This window comes from Bacillus sp. F9_6S_D1_P_5 (assembly GCF_054823925.1).
In genome coordinates this window covers 25,710-40,086 of sequence record NZ_JBTREW010000015.1, presented here as the reverse complement: position 1 = coordinate 40,086, position 14,377 = coordinate 25,710, and the positions used below count along the sequence as shown (strand labels likewise).

Here is a 14,377-nt window from a genome sequence, read left to right as displayed (position 1 = left end):
CGCTGAGATTGTTCACCTAATTTGTTAATTACAATAAGTAAACGATGAACAGATTCTTTTCCTTCATTAGAACAGTCAATAATTTCTTCAATTGATTGAATTAAGCTTTGTTCCTTTTGTAACATTTCATTATTCAATTCATTGGAATGTGTTGTACGCGTTGAAACATTTTCGAAACATGAGCTTAATTGTTGAACTAAATTTTGGAGTGTATTGTGCTGGTTATTTACAAGTTTATGTTCTTGAACAACGCTTTGTACACGATCGTGGATAGAAGAAATAGTCTCTTGTTGTTCGATATCCTTTTGTTTTAATTCTGCTTCTAGTTCTTGTATACGACTTTCTAATTGATCAATTTTATGTTGGAGTGATTTCTTTTGAGTAAACATATATTTATTTCAACCGCCTTTAGAAGTTATATTTTCTCTATATTTGGATTTTAGCATCTTTTATAATTTTTAAATATAGGAATTGTTAAATATTTAAGAATCTATTACATTTTATGCATAATTCCCTTTTTTTCGTCATGAAAAATAAACTGTATTTAATGGTATTGTAAACAAACTGTAAAATAAATCATGTATAACTGTATAAGAAGGGAGTCGGATTATGAACTATTTTAAGCGAATCAGTAGTCTAGTATTAGCAGGAATTATAGGTCTTTCTAGTACAGTCGCTGTTAAAGCAGAGTCAAACGACGAGAAACTTAACAACATGCAACAGCAATTGCAGCAAAACGATGCAGAAATGCAAAAGAAAGAGCAAGAGAAGCAAGCTGTTAGTAAAGAAATTCAAGGTATCGAAAACGAACTACATAATTTAAATAATACAATTGCAAAAAATAAAGAGGATCAAGCTGCTATTCAACGTAAAATCGATGAAACACATAAGCAGATTGAGCAAAAAAAGAACGAAATTGTCGTTTTAGAGGATAAAGTCCTTGCTCGTAAGGATATTATGAGAAAACGTATGGTTTCTGTTCAAAACAGTTCAAATACGAGTTTAGTAGTAGAAGTTGTAGTAGAGTCAAAGAACTTTGCAGACTTCTTACAACGTATGAATGCAGTTTCTACTATTTTAGAAGCTGATAAAGAAATTTTACGTCTACAAGAACAAGATCTTCGTCAAATTGAAGAGGATAAGAAAACAATTGATGAAAAAGAAGCATCTTTAGTAGTAGACAAACAAAAATTAGCAAAAGCACAAGCTGAGTTGCAAGATAACTTGAAAAAACGTCAAGCTAACTTACAAACAGTTCAAGCTAAATATAATCAGGTTGCAAGCCAACTTAATTTAGCAGCAGAAGAAAAAGCTAAAATTGAGTCAAATATGAAGGCAGTACAAGAAACAATTGCTCGTGAGCAAGAGGCAGCAAGAATTGCAGCAGAAGAGCGTGCGAAAGCAGAAGCAGCTGCAAAGGCTGAGCAGGAAGCTTTAGCGAAAGCACAAGCGGAAATTGCTGAAAAACAAAAGCAAGAAAAAGCTAATAAACCAGCTGAATCTGTTGCTAATAATAATTCGAAGGTAGAACCTGCGCAACCTTCTAAGCCAACTGCTGGCGGAAGAGAAATTTATGTAGAAGCTACAGCTTATACAGCAGATCCAGCTGAAAATGGTTATAAAGCAGGAGAGCATGTTAAATCAGCAATGGGACATGATTTAACTGGGAATCCAGGTATGAAATTAATTGCAGTAGATCCTAAGGTTATTAGACTGGGATCACGCGTATATGTTGAAGGATATGGTGAAGCTATTGCTGGGGACACTGGTGGAGCTATTAAAGGTCACAGAATTGATGTTTTAATGCCAGATAAAGGTTCATCAAGTGCTTGGGGCAGAAGAACAGTTAAAGTTACAATTTTAAACTAATACGTAATCCAACTTTACAATACGTAAAGTTGGATTTTTTTTACAAAAATAATGTTAAGTTGAGTTTACATTTTGTTAAGGGTAGCATACAATATAATTGAGAGGTGGTAAATTTGACCATTTTAAACAAAGTGAAGGAACTAAGAGCTCGCTTTAATTTTTCGCAAAGTGTATTAGCAGAAAAGGTTGGAGTGACGAGACAAACAATCGCTGCAATTGAAAAAGGGGATTATGTTCCTTCCTTGTTATTAGCACTTACAATTTGCGATGTATTCCAGTTAAAGATGGAAGATGTGTTTGTTTTAAATAAGGAGGGGAAAAAGGATGAATAGACTTTTATTTTCCTATATGTTAAATGTACTCTTAATGGTATTAGCAGGTTGGGCGTTTATTGAGTTGTATTATTTTACTATCGAAGTTGCTAATTTTATTCAAACGGAGAGAGTACCCTTTGAAGTTTCGGTGAGTGTAATGCCACTAGTATTGCTTTTAATATTTGGTATTGTATCGACTGTTCTTTATAAAATTCAAAAGAAAAAATATAAAAAGCTCTCGTATTGGATGTTTCCACTATTATTTCCTCAAGAAGATGAGCGGGAAAAGGCAATTACAGAAAAGGCTTGTCGTACTACATTTATGTCATTATGGTACGTGTTGCCTTGCGCGGTTGGTTTTTTAACTCTTTCACCAATTGTTAATCTATATGTTCCTGCATATCCGGTATATATTGCATTTAGTATTTTCTTTATTCAAATGACGATTTTCCACGTATCCTTATATCGAAATAAAATCGCTTAAAAAGAAACCTTCTTGTATCGGCAAGAAGGTTTCTTTTTAGCTTATACTTGTACATATAGCAATATTATCTTATCATTTTATATAGAGTAAGATTTTGTAAGGGAAAGGAATTGTATATGAATAAGCAAAGAATTTATAGTATAGTAGCAATCCTTCTATTTGTTGTAGGTGGTGTGTTAATTGGAAAGCCATTTTATGATGGATATCAGGCTGAAAAGAAACAGACTGAAAATGTACAGGCTGTTCAAAAAATGGATTATGAAAAACATGAGACAGAATTTGTAGATGCTTCGAAAATTGATCAACCAGACTTGGCAGAAGTAGCGAATGCATCATTAGATAAGAAGCAAGTAATTGGTCGTATTTCGATCCCGAGTGTTTCATTAGAACTTCCTGTTTTAAAATCTTCTACTGAGAAAAACCTATTATCTGGTGCAACAACAGTAAAAGAAAATCAAGTAATGGGAAAAGGGAACTATGCATTAGCAGGACATAACATGTCTAAAAAAGGTGTTTTATTTAGTGATGTAGCCTCTTTAAAAAAAGGCGACAAAATTTATTTGTATGATAATGAAAACGAATATGAATATGCGGTTACTGGTGTATCTGAAGTAACTCCTGATAAGTGGGAAGTTGTTGAGGATCATGGGAAAGATGAAATAACGCTTATTACATGTGTATCTGTGAAAGATAATTCTAAGCGTTACGTTGTTGCTGGTGATTTAGTAGGAACGAAGGCGAAGAAGTAAAAAGAAGGTCAACTCTTTAAAGAGTTGACCTTCTTTTTTACTAATGTTGAGAAATAATAGAATATTTTGGTGGGCATTTAAGTATTTATCTATTCGTGTATAATAAAGTTAGAATTCAAGATTTTGGGAGGAACAAGAGTGAAACAACAGGTGAAGAAACTTCTTTTAACAACAGGCGTAGCGTTATTGGTAGCTCCGATTTCAGCTTATGCGCATCCGGGACGTACAGATGCTAATGGGGGGCATACGTGTCGTACAAATTGTGAGAAATGGGGATTACAGTACGGGGAGTATCATTATCACAATAAACCAGCTTCTAGTAGCGGTGCAACAAGTCCAGCTACTAGCACTAATAATAATGGTGCTGTAGAAGCTGAAAGACAAGCAGAAGCGCAGCGCAATGCTGAGGCTGAAAAACAACGTGCCGCAGAGGCGCAGCGTAAAGCTGAAGAAGAGAGACAACGTGTAGCGGAGGAACAAAGAAAGGCAGAGGAAGAGAGACAACGTGTAGCTGAAGAGCAAAGAAAAGCAGAAGAGGCACGTAAGCGAGAGGAAGCACAGCGTCAAGCTGATATGGAAAAAGGGCAGCTTGAGGGACAAAAGAGTGGAGAGACTGATTTTAAAGCAGGGAAAAATGATGTGGAATCACATTTAGCTGGAAAATCAGATACATATAAAGAAGCATTCAAAATTGCTTATGCTGCATCTTGGTCTTTAGAAGAGCAGAAGAAAACGCATTTTGAAAAAGGAAAAGAGCAAGGTTTAGCACAAGAGACGATGGAAGAAAGTCAAATTGCTCCGGAGTTTAAGCCGAAATTTGCAGAAGGTTTCCAAGTAGGGAATAAAGAAAGAACAGAAAAAATTGAAAAAGAGCAAGCTGAACTAGGGGAAAAGGCAGGTAAGGAACTAGCTGGAAAGAATCCTGGAAATAGAGAGAAAGGTGTGTACGTGAAGGCGTATGAAACAGCTTATGAAAAGGGTTATAAGTCTACAAAAAAAGCAGTAGAAAAGGCTGGCTATAAGTATGCATTTGAAAACTATGATTTGAAAGTTCCTGCTAAGTATGAAAAAAATGAATCGTTAAAGAAATGGTTTATTGAAGGATTTAAGTCAAATAAAAAAGCAGCAGAAATTAGAGAAGAAGGATATAAAAAAGGTGACAGTTGGCTTGCATTCTTCTATAAGAATTTTGTGCCAAGTGAATATAAAGAACATAAAGAGCTGTACGAACAAGCGATAGAAAAAGGTAAGAATGCATAAAAAAGATGAGGGAGATCCCTCATCTTTTTTTTAATCCATCCATTTCACTAATTTTTTAGAAATTAATAATAAAACACAACCTAATACAATTGCTACAGCTCCGATTACGGTGAATACTTCAGCATATCCAAGTGAAGTTGTAAAGCTTGCAAGTTGTCCGCCTAAAATGTTAGCGATACCTGAGCTCGCTAGCCATACTCCCATTAATAAAGAAGCAAGTTTTACTGGGGCAAGTGCACTAACCATTGATAGTCCAACAGGTGATAAGAATAGCTCACCTAACGTATGGAAAAGATACGTAAAGACGATAAATAGTAAGTTTGCTTTTTCTGTAATGTTATGTTCATCACTACCTGTTTTTAATGTAGCGATAACGAGAATGATATAACCGATACCGAGCAAGATCATACCAAGTCCCATTTTAGTTGGGATTTTTAAATCCCCGCGCTTGCGAGTTGCAAGTTTTGCCCATAATGCCGAAATGACTGGAGCAAGTAAAATAATAAATAATGGATTGACCGATTGGAACCAAGATGTTGGAACTTCCCATCCGAACACAGATCGGTCTACAAATTTGTTTGTATATAATGTTAATGAGCTACCAGCTTGTTCAAAGCCAGCCCAGAAGAAGACAACGAAGCATGTTAAAATGACGATAACTGCGGTACGTTGTTTTTCTTTTTTTGTTAACGGTGTATCTCCTACTGATGGTTGTCCAGCAGCTGCTTGCAAATCGCGAGTTGGTTTTTTACCGATATCACCAAGGAAGCGATTTGATAGTGTTGTAAATAAAATTTGTCCAATGATCATTCCGATTGAAGCGGCTAAGAAACCGTAACGGAATCCGTAATGTACAACGCCATCAACCGTTGTTTTAAATAAATTTTCTGATAAAAATCCGCAAACGAGTGGAGCTAAAAATGACCCGACGTTAATACCCATATAGAAAATGGTAAATGCACTATCACGTTTTGGATCGTTCTCTTCGTATAATTCTCCAACAAGTGTAGAGATATTCGGTTTGAAGAATCCGTTACCGATAATAATAAGCGCTAATCCGAGGTATAGGCCTAATTGGTTTTGCATGGCAAATAGTGTAAGGTTACCGATTGCCATTGTTATACCACCAATTGTGATCGCTTTTCGTCTACCTAGGAACCGGTCTGTTAAGTATCCACCAATCATTGGTGTGAAATAACAGGCTCCAGTATAAAATCCGTAAATGGAGAGTGCCCATGCGGGACTAAACCCAAGACCACCGCTTACTAAAGCTGTCGTTAAATATAATGTTAATAATCCTCGTAATCCATAGTAACTAAATCTTTCCCACATTTCTGTAAAGAAGAGTAAGTATAAACCTGGAGGATGTTTCTTTTTTCTTTGTTGTTCTCTTTCTAGTTGTATCGCTGATTCCATGTTATTTTCCTCCTGACACAAACAAAAACAAAGTTAATAATTTTGTATATTTAATATTTTACCTTATTAACTATTATAAGTCAATAAAGGTTGATTTTTCAGAAGAAATTGGAAAAGAGATATAGCTATAGAATGGGTGTTTCTTTTATGTTAGACTATGGACTATGTTTTCTTTGTAAGGATGCGGTTTATTGCACTTTTTTATATGTGAAATTGATTTCATAAAAGATGAAATTAAAGAAGGAGAAAGAAATGAAATTGTTACAGAAAAAAGAAATTTTACTTATTAGTCTTATGTTATTCTCGATGTTCTTTGGCGCGGGGAATCTTATATTCCCACCTTTCCTTGGGTATGAAGCAGGAGAACATGTGTGGATTTCATTAGTAGGGTTTATTATATCAGCAACAGGTCTGCCTATATTGGGAGTTATTGCGATTGCAAAAGCAGGAAGTTTTCAAGCGTTAGCGGGTAGGGTTCATTCTTCATTTGCCATTATTTTTCCGTGTATCGTGTATTTATTTATTGGACCAGGACTTGGTATACCACGTGCAGGAAGTTTAGCTTTTGAAATGGGGCCAGGTCAGTTCTTCCCAGAAGCAGGAAGCATAATTTTATTATGTTACACGGTTATTTTCTTTAGTATCGTGTACTGGTTAAGTTTATCACCATCTAAATTAATGGGGTTGTTCGGAAAGGTTTTAACACCGTTATTATTAGGTATGATTGCCCTTATCTTTATAAAGAGCATGTTTACATCAGTAGGTAATGTAAAAGAGGCTGCTGGAAACTATGGACAAGCCCCTATGTTCCAAGGGTTTTTAGATGGGTATTTAACGATGGATGCATTAGCAGCTTTAATTTTTGGGATTGTTATTGCAAATGCCCTTCGTACAAAAGGTATTGAAGATGATAAAGGTTTAGCGAAATATATGAGTATTGCTGGAATTGGGGCAGGACTATTACTATCTATTATTTATGTCATACTTGGATATGTTGGTTCAATTAGCGGTTCGTTAGGTCCATTTGATAATGGGGCGAACGTATTAGCACAAGTGATGACGACGTTATTTGGACAAGGTGGAGTCGTTTTATTAGGTCTTATTTTTACGATCGCTTGCTTATGTGTTTCAATTGGACTTGTTACATCTTGTAGTCAATTTTTCGCAAGTGCATTTCCGAAAGTGGCGTATAAAGTGTGGGCATTTATATTAAGTTGTATTAGTATGATTTTAGCTAATTTAGGATTAACACAAATTTTAAAAGTATCAGTACCGATTCTTGGATTTATTTATCCAGTTGCACTAACGCTTATTATTTTAGGGTTATTCCATAAGTATATTGGAAAGTATGCATACGTATATGCAGTGACAGTTGGGATTGTAGCCGTATTTAGTGCAATTGATATTTTCAATAAAAATGTGATGATGAATCAGTGGACATCAGTATTGAAATACATTCCGTTTTATATAGAAGGTGTAGGATGGATTGTTCCAGCTATTATAGGTGCTTGTATTGGCGTTATCATGAGTAGTGTTTTCAATAAGAAGAAATAAGTAAGAGGTGTTTTCCTATTTTGGAAAGCACCTTTCTTTTTTGGAAAAATGGTATTGAAAATGAATAGACTAATAGTATGATAAAGTTAATTGGTAATATATAGGTTTTGAATGAATGGTGAGGGGGGAGCGTATGAAGGAAGATTTAAATAAGAAAATAGAAGCGCTCGAAACGGCAATTGAAACAATTCAAGAAGCACTCTTTGAATTGAAAGCAAAACAAAAAGAAATAGAAGTAGAAAATGCTCAGCAACATGTTAGTAAGGAAAAGAAAGAATATATTGAAACGGTAACGGAAGAAAAACCAAAAGAAGAAGTAGTTACAATAAAAGAGCCCGTGCAAGAACGGGAGGTAAAACAAGTAGATATATCTGCTTTTAAACCAGAACCATTTAATATTATTCAGTTTTGCCAAACGTGGTTACCACGCATATTTGTCGGTATTATGTTACTTGGAGTAATCTGGTTATTTAAAGCAGGGGTAGATGCTGGATTATTAACGCCAGCAATACGAATTGTGTTTGGTATTGTCCTATCAATCGGTTTTTATTATATAGGGGATATTCAAATTAAACGAGAGCGGCAAGCGTTAGGGTTAGTATTAGCAGGAGGAAGTATTACGGGTATAGTTTTAACGACATTTGCGGCACATTATTTATATGGCTTTATTCCAGCAAGTGTTGCATTTGTATGTAATATTGCATGGGTCATTTTAGGTATTTATGTAGCGAAGAGGTATCAATCGGAATATCTTACTATTTTCGTAGCGGTAGGAGCTTTCTTCGTGCCATTCTTATTAAATAGTACGACTCCTAATCCGTATATTTTCTTTGGATATGAGACGATATTAACAATTAGCTTATTATGGTATGCGCTGAAAAATCGTTATCAGTATTTATATATGATTTCTTATGCTGTTGCCGCTATTGTTCTTTTTGTCTTCTTTGCTGTTATGTCAATGTTAGTAGAGGATTTACAAGTACAGTTAACAGTAGTTTATGGTTTAATTCACTTACTATTATTTTGGCATATGTTTACGGAGAGAAATTTTATAGTAGAACCACGCTTGGCAATATTTAGTGCGAATGCAGTTTTCTTTATATTAGCCATTTCAAAAATACCCGAATTTACAACATGGGGATTAATGATTAGTGCACTCGTACACGCTACTATGTTCGCGTTTGAATATAGGAAGAATCGACATTCTACGTTTACAAATCTTTTATTTGGTTTCGCAATGGGGGCATTTAGTTTAGCGATTTTATATGAGTATAGTTTAGTGAATGCAGCGATTGTACTATTATTACAAGGTTTCCTCGGCATGGTGACTTCTATTAAAGGAAAACAACAAATAAAATTGTATGTTAGTGCGACGGTTTACGCAATTGGAATGATACAGACTATTTTTAGCCTATTTGATCAATTTATTTCAGCAGGCTTTGTTGCTCATCTTATTTTAATAGGAACGTTCTATTATTGCATGAGACAAGCGAAAGAAGTATTAGCAAGCTTTGGCAAGTATGTGTATTCTATAGTACTCTATTGGTTTATGGTGATTGTATTTATTACAATTACTAGAATCGGTGAAGTTTTGTCCACAGATGGAAGTATAATAAGTGTATCTGTATCGTTATTATGGATGGTATATGCATTATTTGCAGTTTGGTTTGGACGGAATAAAAATATGAATGAAATATTGTATGCTGGCTTAGTCGTGTTAGTCGTAACGATAGGAAAGCTATTCCTTCTAGACTTACCAGAAGTTTCAATGATGATCAGGGCAGTGTTATTCTTAATAGTAGGTAGTATAGGTATCGTTATTTCAAGAATGTTTTTCTCAAAAGAAGAGAAGTAAAAAGAAGGCAATCCATATCCGGATTGCCTTTTTCATTATTTCTTATTAATCGTTACAGTCTCACTATATTTCGCTGTTGTATTTTGGCGTAGACGAAGTGTTGCTTGTCCAGTCGTATTTGGGTTGATTTGCACATTTACAATCTTCTCAGCAGAACCTAAGCTGTTTGTTGTGAAAGAAAATGCACTACTATATCCAAAAGTAGTTGGCCAAGTACCATTTGAATTTTGAACTTTTGCTACTTGTGTACCGCCAGTAGTGAATATACCTAAAGAATAATTATTGTATGTCGTGTTTGGTAATAAGTTATTTACTTGAATTTTCATTTGGAACACTTCATTGTTTGGTAGAATGCTAGGGTGTGTAACTACGTAGTCATTTGCTGTTACTGCACCGTTATAGCCATATGAACCAGGTTTAAAAGTATTTGTATTAAACCATTGATAACCTGCATTTGGCGCACTCCAAGGTTCAGGTTGTGGCTCAGTTGATAAGCTTGGTTGTTCAAATGTTTGTAAAGTTGTAGGTAAGTCAAGTTGTAAACCATTTACTTGATCTAAACTTGTAAATGTTTCTTTATTTGATAGCCAATTTACGATGTTTTCTAGTAAGATAGCATCGTTTTCTTCTTTATATCCATCGTAAGTTTTCTTTGTTTGGCCAGAATCTTCACGAACGTATTTTGGCGATGCATCTTCAACAGGAGAAGAGTCACCAATAAAGGCAGCTTTTCCAAGTCCTATTTTAGCGATAGCAGCATAAGGTCCCTCTGCAACACCACCGCCGTTATAAACACCGCTATCAACAGCATTATTCCACTTTGACGGGTTTTCTGGAAGATAAACAAGTCCTTTTGCTAGTTTTGGATTTGTAATTGCTAGAGTAGAACCAGCATGCATTGCTACAGATGAAACACCTTTTGTAATTCCAAATGATTGTTCAGGTGACACAATGTTTTTAGCTGAAACATCACCAATAGCATTATAGCGGAAGCGAATACCGAAGTTGTCAGATAGCCAATCAGAGCTTTCTACTCCTTGCATAGCTTGTGAGTTTACTTCCTCAGTAGACATTCCTTTTGCAGGATTATCCCAAGCGCCGCGTCTATATCCATTAAATACTTCAGAAGAGTCCCAGCGATTTTTATTACGATCTGCATTGTAATGATCGGCAATGAAGAAGATACTGCCGCCATTTTTCACGTATTGTAACATTGCATCTTGTTCAGATTTCTTGTAAGGAATGTTAGCTTCTGGAACGATAAATACATTGTAGTCTTTTAAATCTTCATACGTAATTGGTGTTGATTTACGTAGTTCTTTTACATGATAGCCGTTTTGAGCAATACCATTTCCGAAATCAGAAAAGCCACCATCAATAACCCAGTCAGCGGTTCCGGCAGTTTGACCGTGTGTATTATCGAATAATACTTTTTTCCCATTGTTTTGATTTACAACTTTTGCAGCAATTTCAGGAGCTGGGTCTACAGAGCTTTCTGCATAAGTAGACGGTATGAACGAAGCCCCTATACTTAGTGTAATTGCTGTTGCTAAAGAAAATGTAATCCATTTTTTATTCTTCATAGAAGAATCCCCCTAATAATAAATATATGTGCTTTAATAATGTAATTTATTTTTCTGTAAAAATAAAGACGGAAAACATAAAAAATATTAAAAAATTGTAAAAATAACGTGAATTTTGTTGAGAAATATTTATGTAGATTTAAAAACATCCCTTCCAAGTAATAAGGAAGGGATGTTTTGTTTAACTAATTTTTGAATTAGGCGTTTCATCAATCTTATGAAACCCTTTCATGTAGTACACGATAGCTAAGCCGATAAGCCAAATAGGACCGACGATTAATGCGATTCGTGTATCTTCTGAATACGCCATTATACCTAATACGAGTGCAAGGAAAGCGAGTGAGAAATATGAACTTAATGGGTGTAAAGGCATTTTATACGATAACTTTTGTTTGTTTTGCGTAGGCAAATTTTTACGGAACTTGATTTGAGCGACTAATATAATGCCCCAAGTCCAAATCGCGCCGAAAGTGGAAATACTAGTGAGCCATGTAAATACTTTTGCGGGCACAAGATAGTTTAATATAACACCAACGAGTAAGACGGTAGCTGTTGCTACAATTCCTTGACTTGGAATCCCGTTTTTATTTAAACGACCGAATCTTTCAGGAGCTTTTTTCTGCTGAGCTAATGTATACAGCATACGGCCTGTACTAAATAAACCACCGTTACAAGAAGAAAGAGCTGCTGTTAATACGACAAAGTTAATAATCCCTGCTGCTTTTGCAATACCGATTTGCTGGAATGTTAATACGAATGGACTGCCTTTCTCACCAAGTTCGTTCCATGGATAAATTGCCATCATAACGAATAGAGCCCCAACGTAGAACAGTAATATTCTCCAAAATACGTTATCGATTGCTTTTGCGATTGTTTTTTTCGGATTTTGCGCTTCACCCGCTGTAACCCCAATTAATTCAACGCCTAAATAAGCGAATAACACCATTTGCATGGAGAGTAGTAACCCAGAAAAACCATTCGGGAACCAGCCGCCATGTGACCAAAGATTGGAAATGCCGGTAGCGATACCGCCGTTTCCAAATCCGAATAAAATAATACCAGCTCCAACAATTATCATACAGATAATTGTGACAATTTTGATGAGAGCAAACCAAAATTCAAGTTCTCCAAATACTTTTACGGATAAAAAGTTGAAAGCACTCATTAATAATAGAGCGAGTAAAGCCCAAGTCCAGCGCGGAATATCTGGGAACCAGTATTGCATGTAAATGCCAGCTGCTGTAATTTCAGCCATACAAGTAACAACCCATAAGAACCAGTAGTTCCAACCGGTAATATAGCCAGCTAGTGGTCCAAGGTAATCATAAGCATATTTACTAAAAGAACCGGCAACAGGTTGTTCAATTGCCATTTCTCCGAGTGCTCGCATAATGAAAAAAATAACGAGTCCAGCAATCATATAGCCTAATAGAATAGAAGGGCCAGCTAGCTTAATAGCAGAAGCGGATCCTAGAAATAGTCCAACGCCAATAGCTGAACCGAGTGACATTAAAGTAATATGTCGTTCTTTTAAACCGCGGTTTAAAGTTCCAGATTTGTTTGTGTGCTGCATAAGAAGAATCCCCCTTGTAGAGTGAACGATATTTGAATGTGTTCGCTAAATGTTTAACTATTTCAAATTATAAAACATTTCTATCTGTTATGCTACAAAAATAATCACGATGAACTGTACTACATCTGTGCTTGTAAGACTTAAACTTAAAATTCGAACTATTATTGAATATATTGACTCTTCTTTTTATTGATTGTTAAGATTAAGTATTATATTTTCTTACATACTAGTAAGAAAAGAATGTGTGATAATAATTCAGATGTAGGAAGGGTACATAACCATGTTTCAATTACAAAAATATAACACTTCTGTGAAGCAAGAGCTTTTAGCTGGCATCACAACTTTTTTTACATTTGCGTATATTCTTGTCATCAATCCGAAAATATTATCTGATGCAGGTGTACCATTTGATCAAGCTTTTACGGCAACTATTATTGCGACGGTTGTAGGGACGCTATGTATGGCGTTTTTAGCTAACTATCCAATTGTTATTGCTCCAGCTATGGGAATGAATGCGTATTTTGCTTATTCTGTTGTTCAACAGGCAGAGGGGATTACATATGTCATTGCGTTTTCAGCAGTATTTGTAACAGGTATCATTTTTCTTTTATTATCATTCACTTCATTTAGGCAAAAGCTAATTGTCGCAATTCCTGACAGTTTAAAACATGCGATTGCAGGTGGGATTGGGTTATTTATTGCTTTTATTGGATTACGTCTATCTGGAATTATCGTTGATCATCCATCTAACTTAGTTACGATTGGTGACTTCCATTCTCCAGCCGTTATTTTAACTTTAATTGGTTTGATTTTAGCGGCGGTATTAATGGCATTGCGTGTGAGCGGTGCATTATTTATTAGTATGATTGTGACAGGAATTATCGCCTTCTTTACAGGGCAACTGAAGTTTACAGATAAAATTGTTGCGATGCCTCATTTACCAGAGGGGATTATCGTTTCAAATCCAATCAACGCCTTTTCAGATGTCATTGAATATGGATTATATGGCGTTGTATTTTCATTTTTACTTGTACTGTTATTTGATACAACAGGTGCATTACTCGGCTTAATTAAACAAGCAGGTTTAATTACAGATAATACAGAGAAGCGTTTTGGTAAAGCGTTTATTGCGGATGCAATTGGCGGGACTACAGGCTCTATCTTTGGGACAAGCCCAACAGCAGCGACGATTGAATCGTCAGCTGGTATTGCTGCAGGTGGTAAAACAGGATTAACAGGTATTGTAGTAGTTGGCCTAACGGTTATAACGGCATTCTTCAGCCCTGTTATTGCTTCTTTATCAAGCGTAGCCGCTATTACAGCTCCTTCATTAATTATTGTAGGTAGTTTAATGGCGCAAAGTCTTCGTGATATTAATTGGAATGAATTTGATGATGCATTACCAGCATTTTTAATCTTCGTTGGTATTCCGTTAACGTCTAGTATTGCAAATGGAATTGCAATTGGATTTTTAGTGTATCCAGTCTTAAAAATTGTGAAAGGAAAAGGGATGGAAGTACATCCGTTACTATACTTATTTACAATTTTATTTGGATGTCATTTATTCTTATAATATAGATATAGGAGAGGGAGCTTCTTATGAGAGGCTCCTTTTTTGTGTATAATAAAGTGAAACTATAATCAGTGGGGCAGTTAATTTCCCGCCTAACTATTTTGCTCTAGCCGAATATTGAAGTAGGGGTGTTCCTGCTTATAAATA

Annotated in this window: 11 protein-coding genes; 8 read left to right on the top strand and 3 right to left on the bottom strand. The window is 35.5% G+C overall.

The genetic code is table 11. The features are described from left to right. The first annotated feature begins 609 nt into the window (after nt 1–609). From ACUXEY_RS18620 to ACUXEY_RS18600, 5 genes are all read left to right on the top strand, one after another. On the top strand, nt 610–1,869 hold the full coding sequence (locus ACUXEY_RS18620; protein WP_078419418.1) for a 3D domain-containing protein: 1,260 nt from the start codon (nt 610–612) through the stop codon (nt 1,867–1,869). A 113-nt stretch (nt 1,870–1,982) separates the two neighbouring features. Continuing rightward, nucleotides 1,983–2,201: a helix-turn-helix transcriptional regulator gene (locus tag ACUXEY_RS18615; RefSeq protein ID WP_461301297.1), complete on the top strand. Its 219-nt coding sequence runs from the start codon at nt 1,983–1,985 to the stop codon at nt 2,199–2,201. Then, nucleotides 2,194–2,667: a DUF2178 domain-containing protein gene (locus ACUXEY_RS18610; protein WP_461301296.1), complete on the top strand. Its 474-nt coding sequence runs from the start codon at nt 2,194–2,196 to the stop codon at nt 2,665–2,667. Before ACUXEY_RS18615 ends, ACUXEY_RS18610 begins: the two co-directional genes overlap by 8 nt. A gap of 116 nt (nt 2,668–2,783) precedes the next feature. Continuing rightward, entirely contained in the window at nt 2,784–3,416 is a 633-nt protein-coding gene (locus ACUXEY_RS18605) for a class A sortase (RefSeq protein ID WP_461301295.1), read from the top strand. 138 nt (nt 3,417–3,554) lie between these two features. After that, the gene (locus ACUXEY_RS18600; protein WP_461301294.1) at nt 3,555–4,676 is read left to right on the top strand and encodes a YHYH domain-containing protein; all 1,122 of its coding nucleotides are present in this window, start codon (nt 3,555–3,557) and stop codon (nt 4,674–4,676) included. Between the two features lie 30 nt (nt 4,677–4,706). Here ACUXEY_RS18600 and ACUXEY_RS18595 read toward each other — a convergent pair whose 3' ends face one another. Beyond that, nucleotides 4,707–6,092: a peptide MFS transporter gene (locus ACUXEY_RS18595; RefSeq protein ID WP_461301293.1), complete on the bottom strand. Its 1,386-nt coding sequence runs from the start codon at nt 6,090–6,092 to the stop codon at nt 4,707–4,709. 252 nt (nt 6,093–6,344) lie between these two features. Between ACUXEY_RS18595 and brnQ1 the strand changes: the two genes are divergently transcribed. Continuing rightward, a complete protein-coding gene (gene brnQ1 / locus ACUXEY_RS18590; RefSeq protein WP_461301292.1) occupies nt 6,345–7,646 on the top strand; it encodes a branched-chain amino acid transport system II carrier protein BrnQ1 in 1,302 nt (433 codons plus the stop codon). A 133-nt stretch (nt 7,647–7,779) separates the two neighbouring features. Beyond that, nucleotides 7,780–9,501, top strand: coding sequence for a DUF2339 domain-containing protein (locus ACUXEY_RS18585; protein WP_461301291.1), 1,722 nt, complete (start codon nt 7,780–7,782; stop codon nt 9,499–9,501). A gap of 35 nt (nt 9,502–9,536) precedes the next feature. Here the strand turns inward: ACUXEY_RS18585 and ACUXEY_RS18580 are convergent, their stop codons facing one another. Both ACUXEY_RS18580 and ACUXEY_RS18575 read right to left on the bottom strand, forming a co-directional pair. Next, entirely contained in the window at nt 9,537–11,084 is a 1,548-nt protein-coding gene (locus ACUXEY_RS18580; RefSeq protein ID WP_461301290.1) for a DNA-binding protein, read from the bottom strand. 181 nt (nt 11,085–11,265) lie between these two features. Then, nucleotides 11,266–12,657, bottom strand: a complete 1,392-nt coding sequence (locus ACUXEY_RS18575) for an amino acid permease (RefSeq protein ID WP_461301289.1) — start codon at nt 12,655–12,657, stop codon at nt 11,266–11,268. A 280-nt stretch (nt 12,658–12,937) separates the two neighbouring features. Here ACUXEY_RS18575 and ACUXEY_RS18570 point away from each other — a divergent pair, with 280 nt between their 5' ends. Next, entirely contained in the window at nt 12,938–14,230 is a 1,293-nt protein-coding gene (locus ACUXEY_RS18570) for an NCS2 family permease (RefSeq protein ID WP_098521332.1), read from the top strand. The last annotated feature ends 147 nt before the right edge of the window (nt 14,231–14,377 follow it).

Bases quoted from the DNA above. Each gene is read 5' to 3' on its own strand.
- ACUXEY_RS18595 (WP_461301293.1), bottom strand. From the start codon at position 6,092: ATGGAATCAGCGATACAACTAGAAAGAGAACAACAAAGAAAAAAGAAA.
- ACUXEY_RS18570 (WP_098521332.1), top strand. From the start codon at position 12,938: ATGTTTCAATTACAAAAATATAACACTTCTGTGAAGCAAGAGCTTTTA.
- ACUXEY_RS18585 (WP_461301291.1), top strand. From the start codon at position 7,780: ATGAAGGAAGATTTAAATAAGAAAATAGAAGCGCTCGAAACGGCAATT.
- ACUXEY_RS18620 (WP_078419418.1), top strand. From the start codon at position 610: ATGAACTATTTTAAGCGAATCAGTAGTCTAGTATTAGCAGGAATTATA.
- brnQ1 (WP_461301292.1), top strand. From the start codon at position 6,345: ATGAAATTGTTACAGAAAAAAGAAATTTTACTTATTAGTCTTATGTTA.
- ACUXEY_RS18575 (WP_461301289.1), bottom strand. From the start codon at position 12,657: ATGCAGCACACAAACAAATCTGGAACTTTAAACCGCGGTTTAAAAGAA.
- ACUXEY_RS18605 (WP_461301295.1), top strand. From the start codon at position 2,784: ATGAATAAGCAAAGAATTTATAGTATAGTAGCAATCCTTCTATTTGTT.
- ACUXEY_RS18610 (WP_461301296.1), top strand. From the start codon at position 2,194: ATGAATAGACTTTTATTTTCCTATATGTTAAATGTACTCTTAATGGTA.
- ACUXEY_RS18580 (WP_461301290.1), bottom strand. From the start codon at position 11,084: ATGAAGAATAAAAAATGGATTACATTTTCTTTAGCAACAGCAATTACA.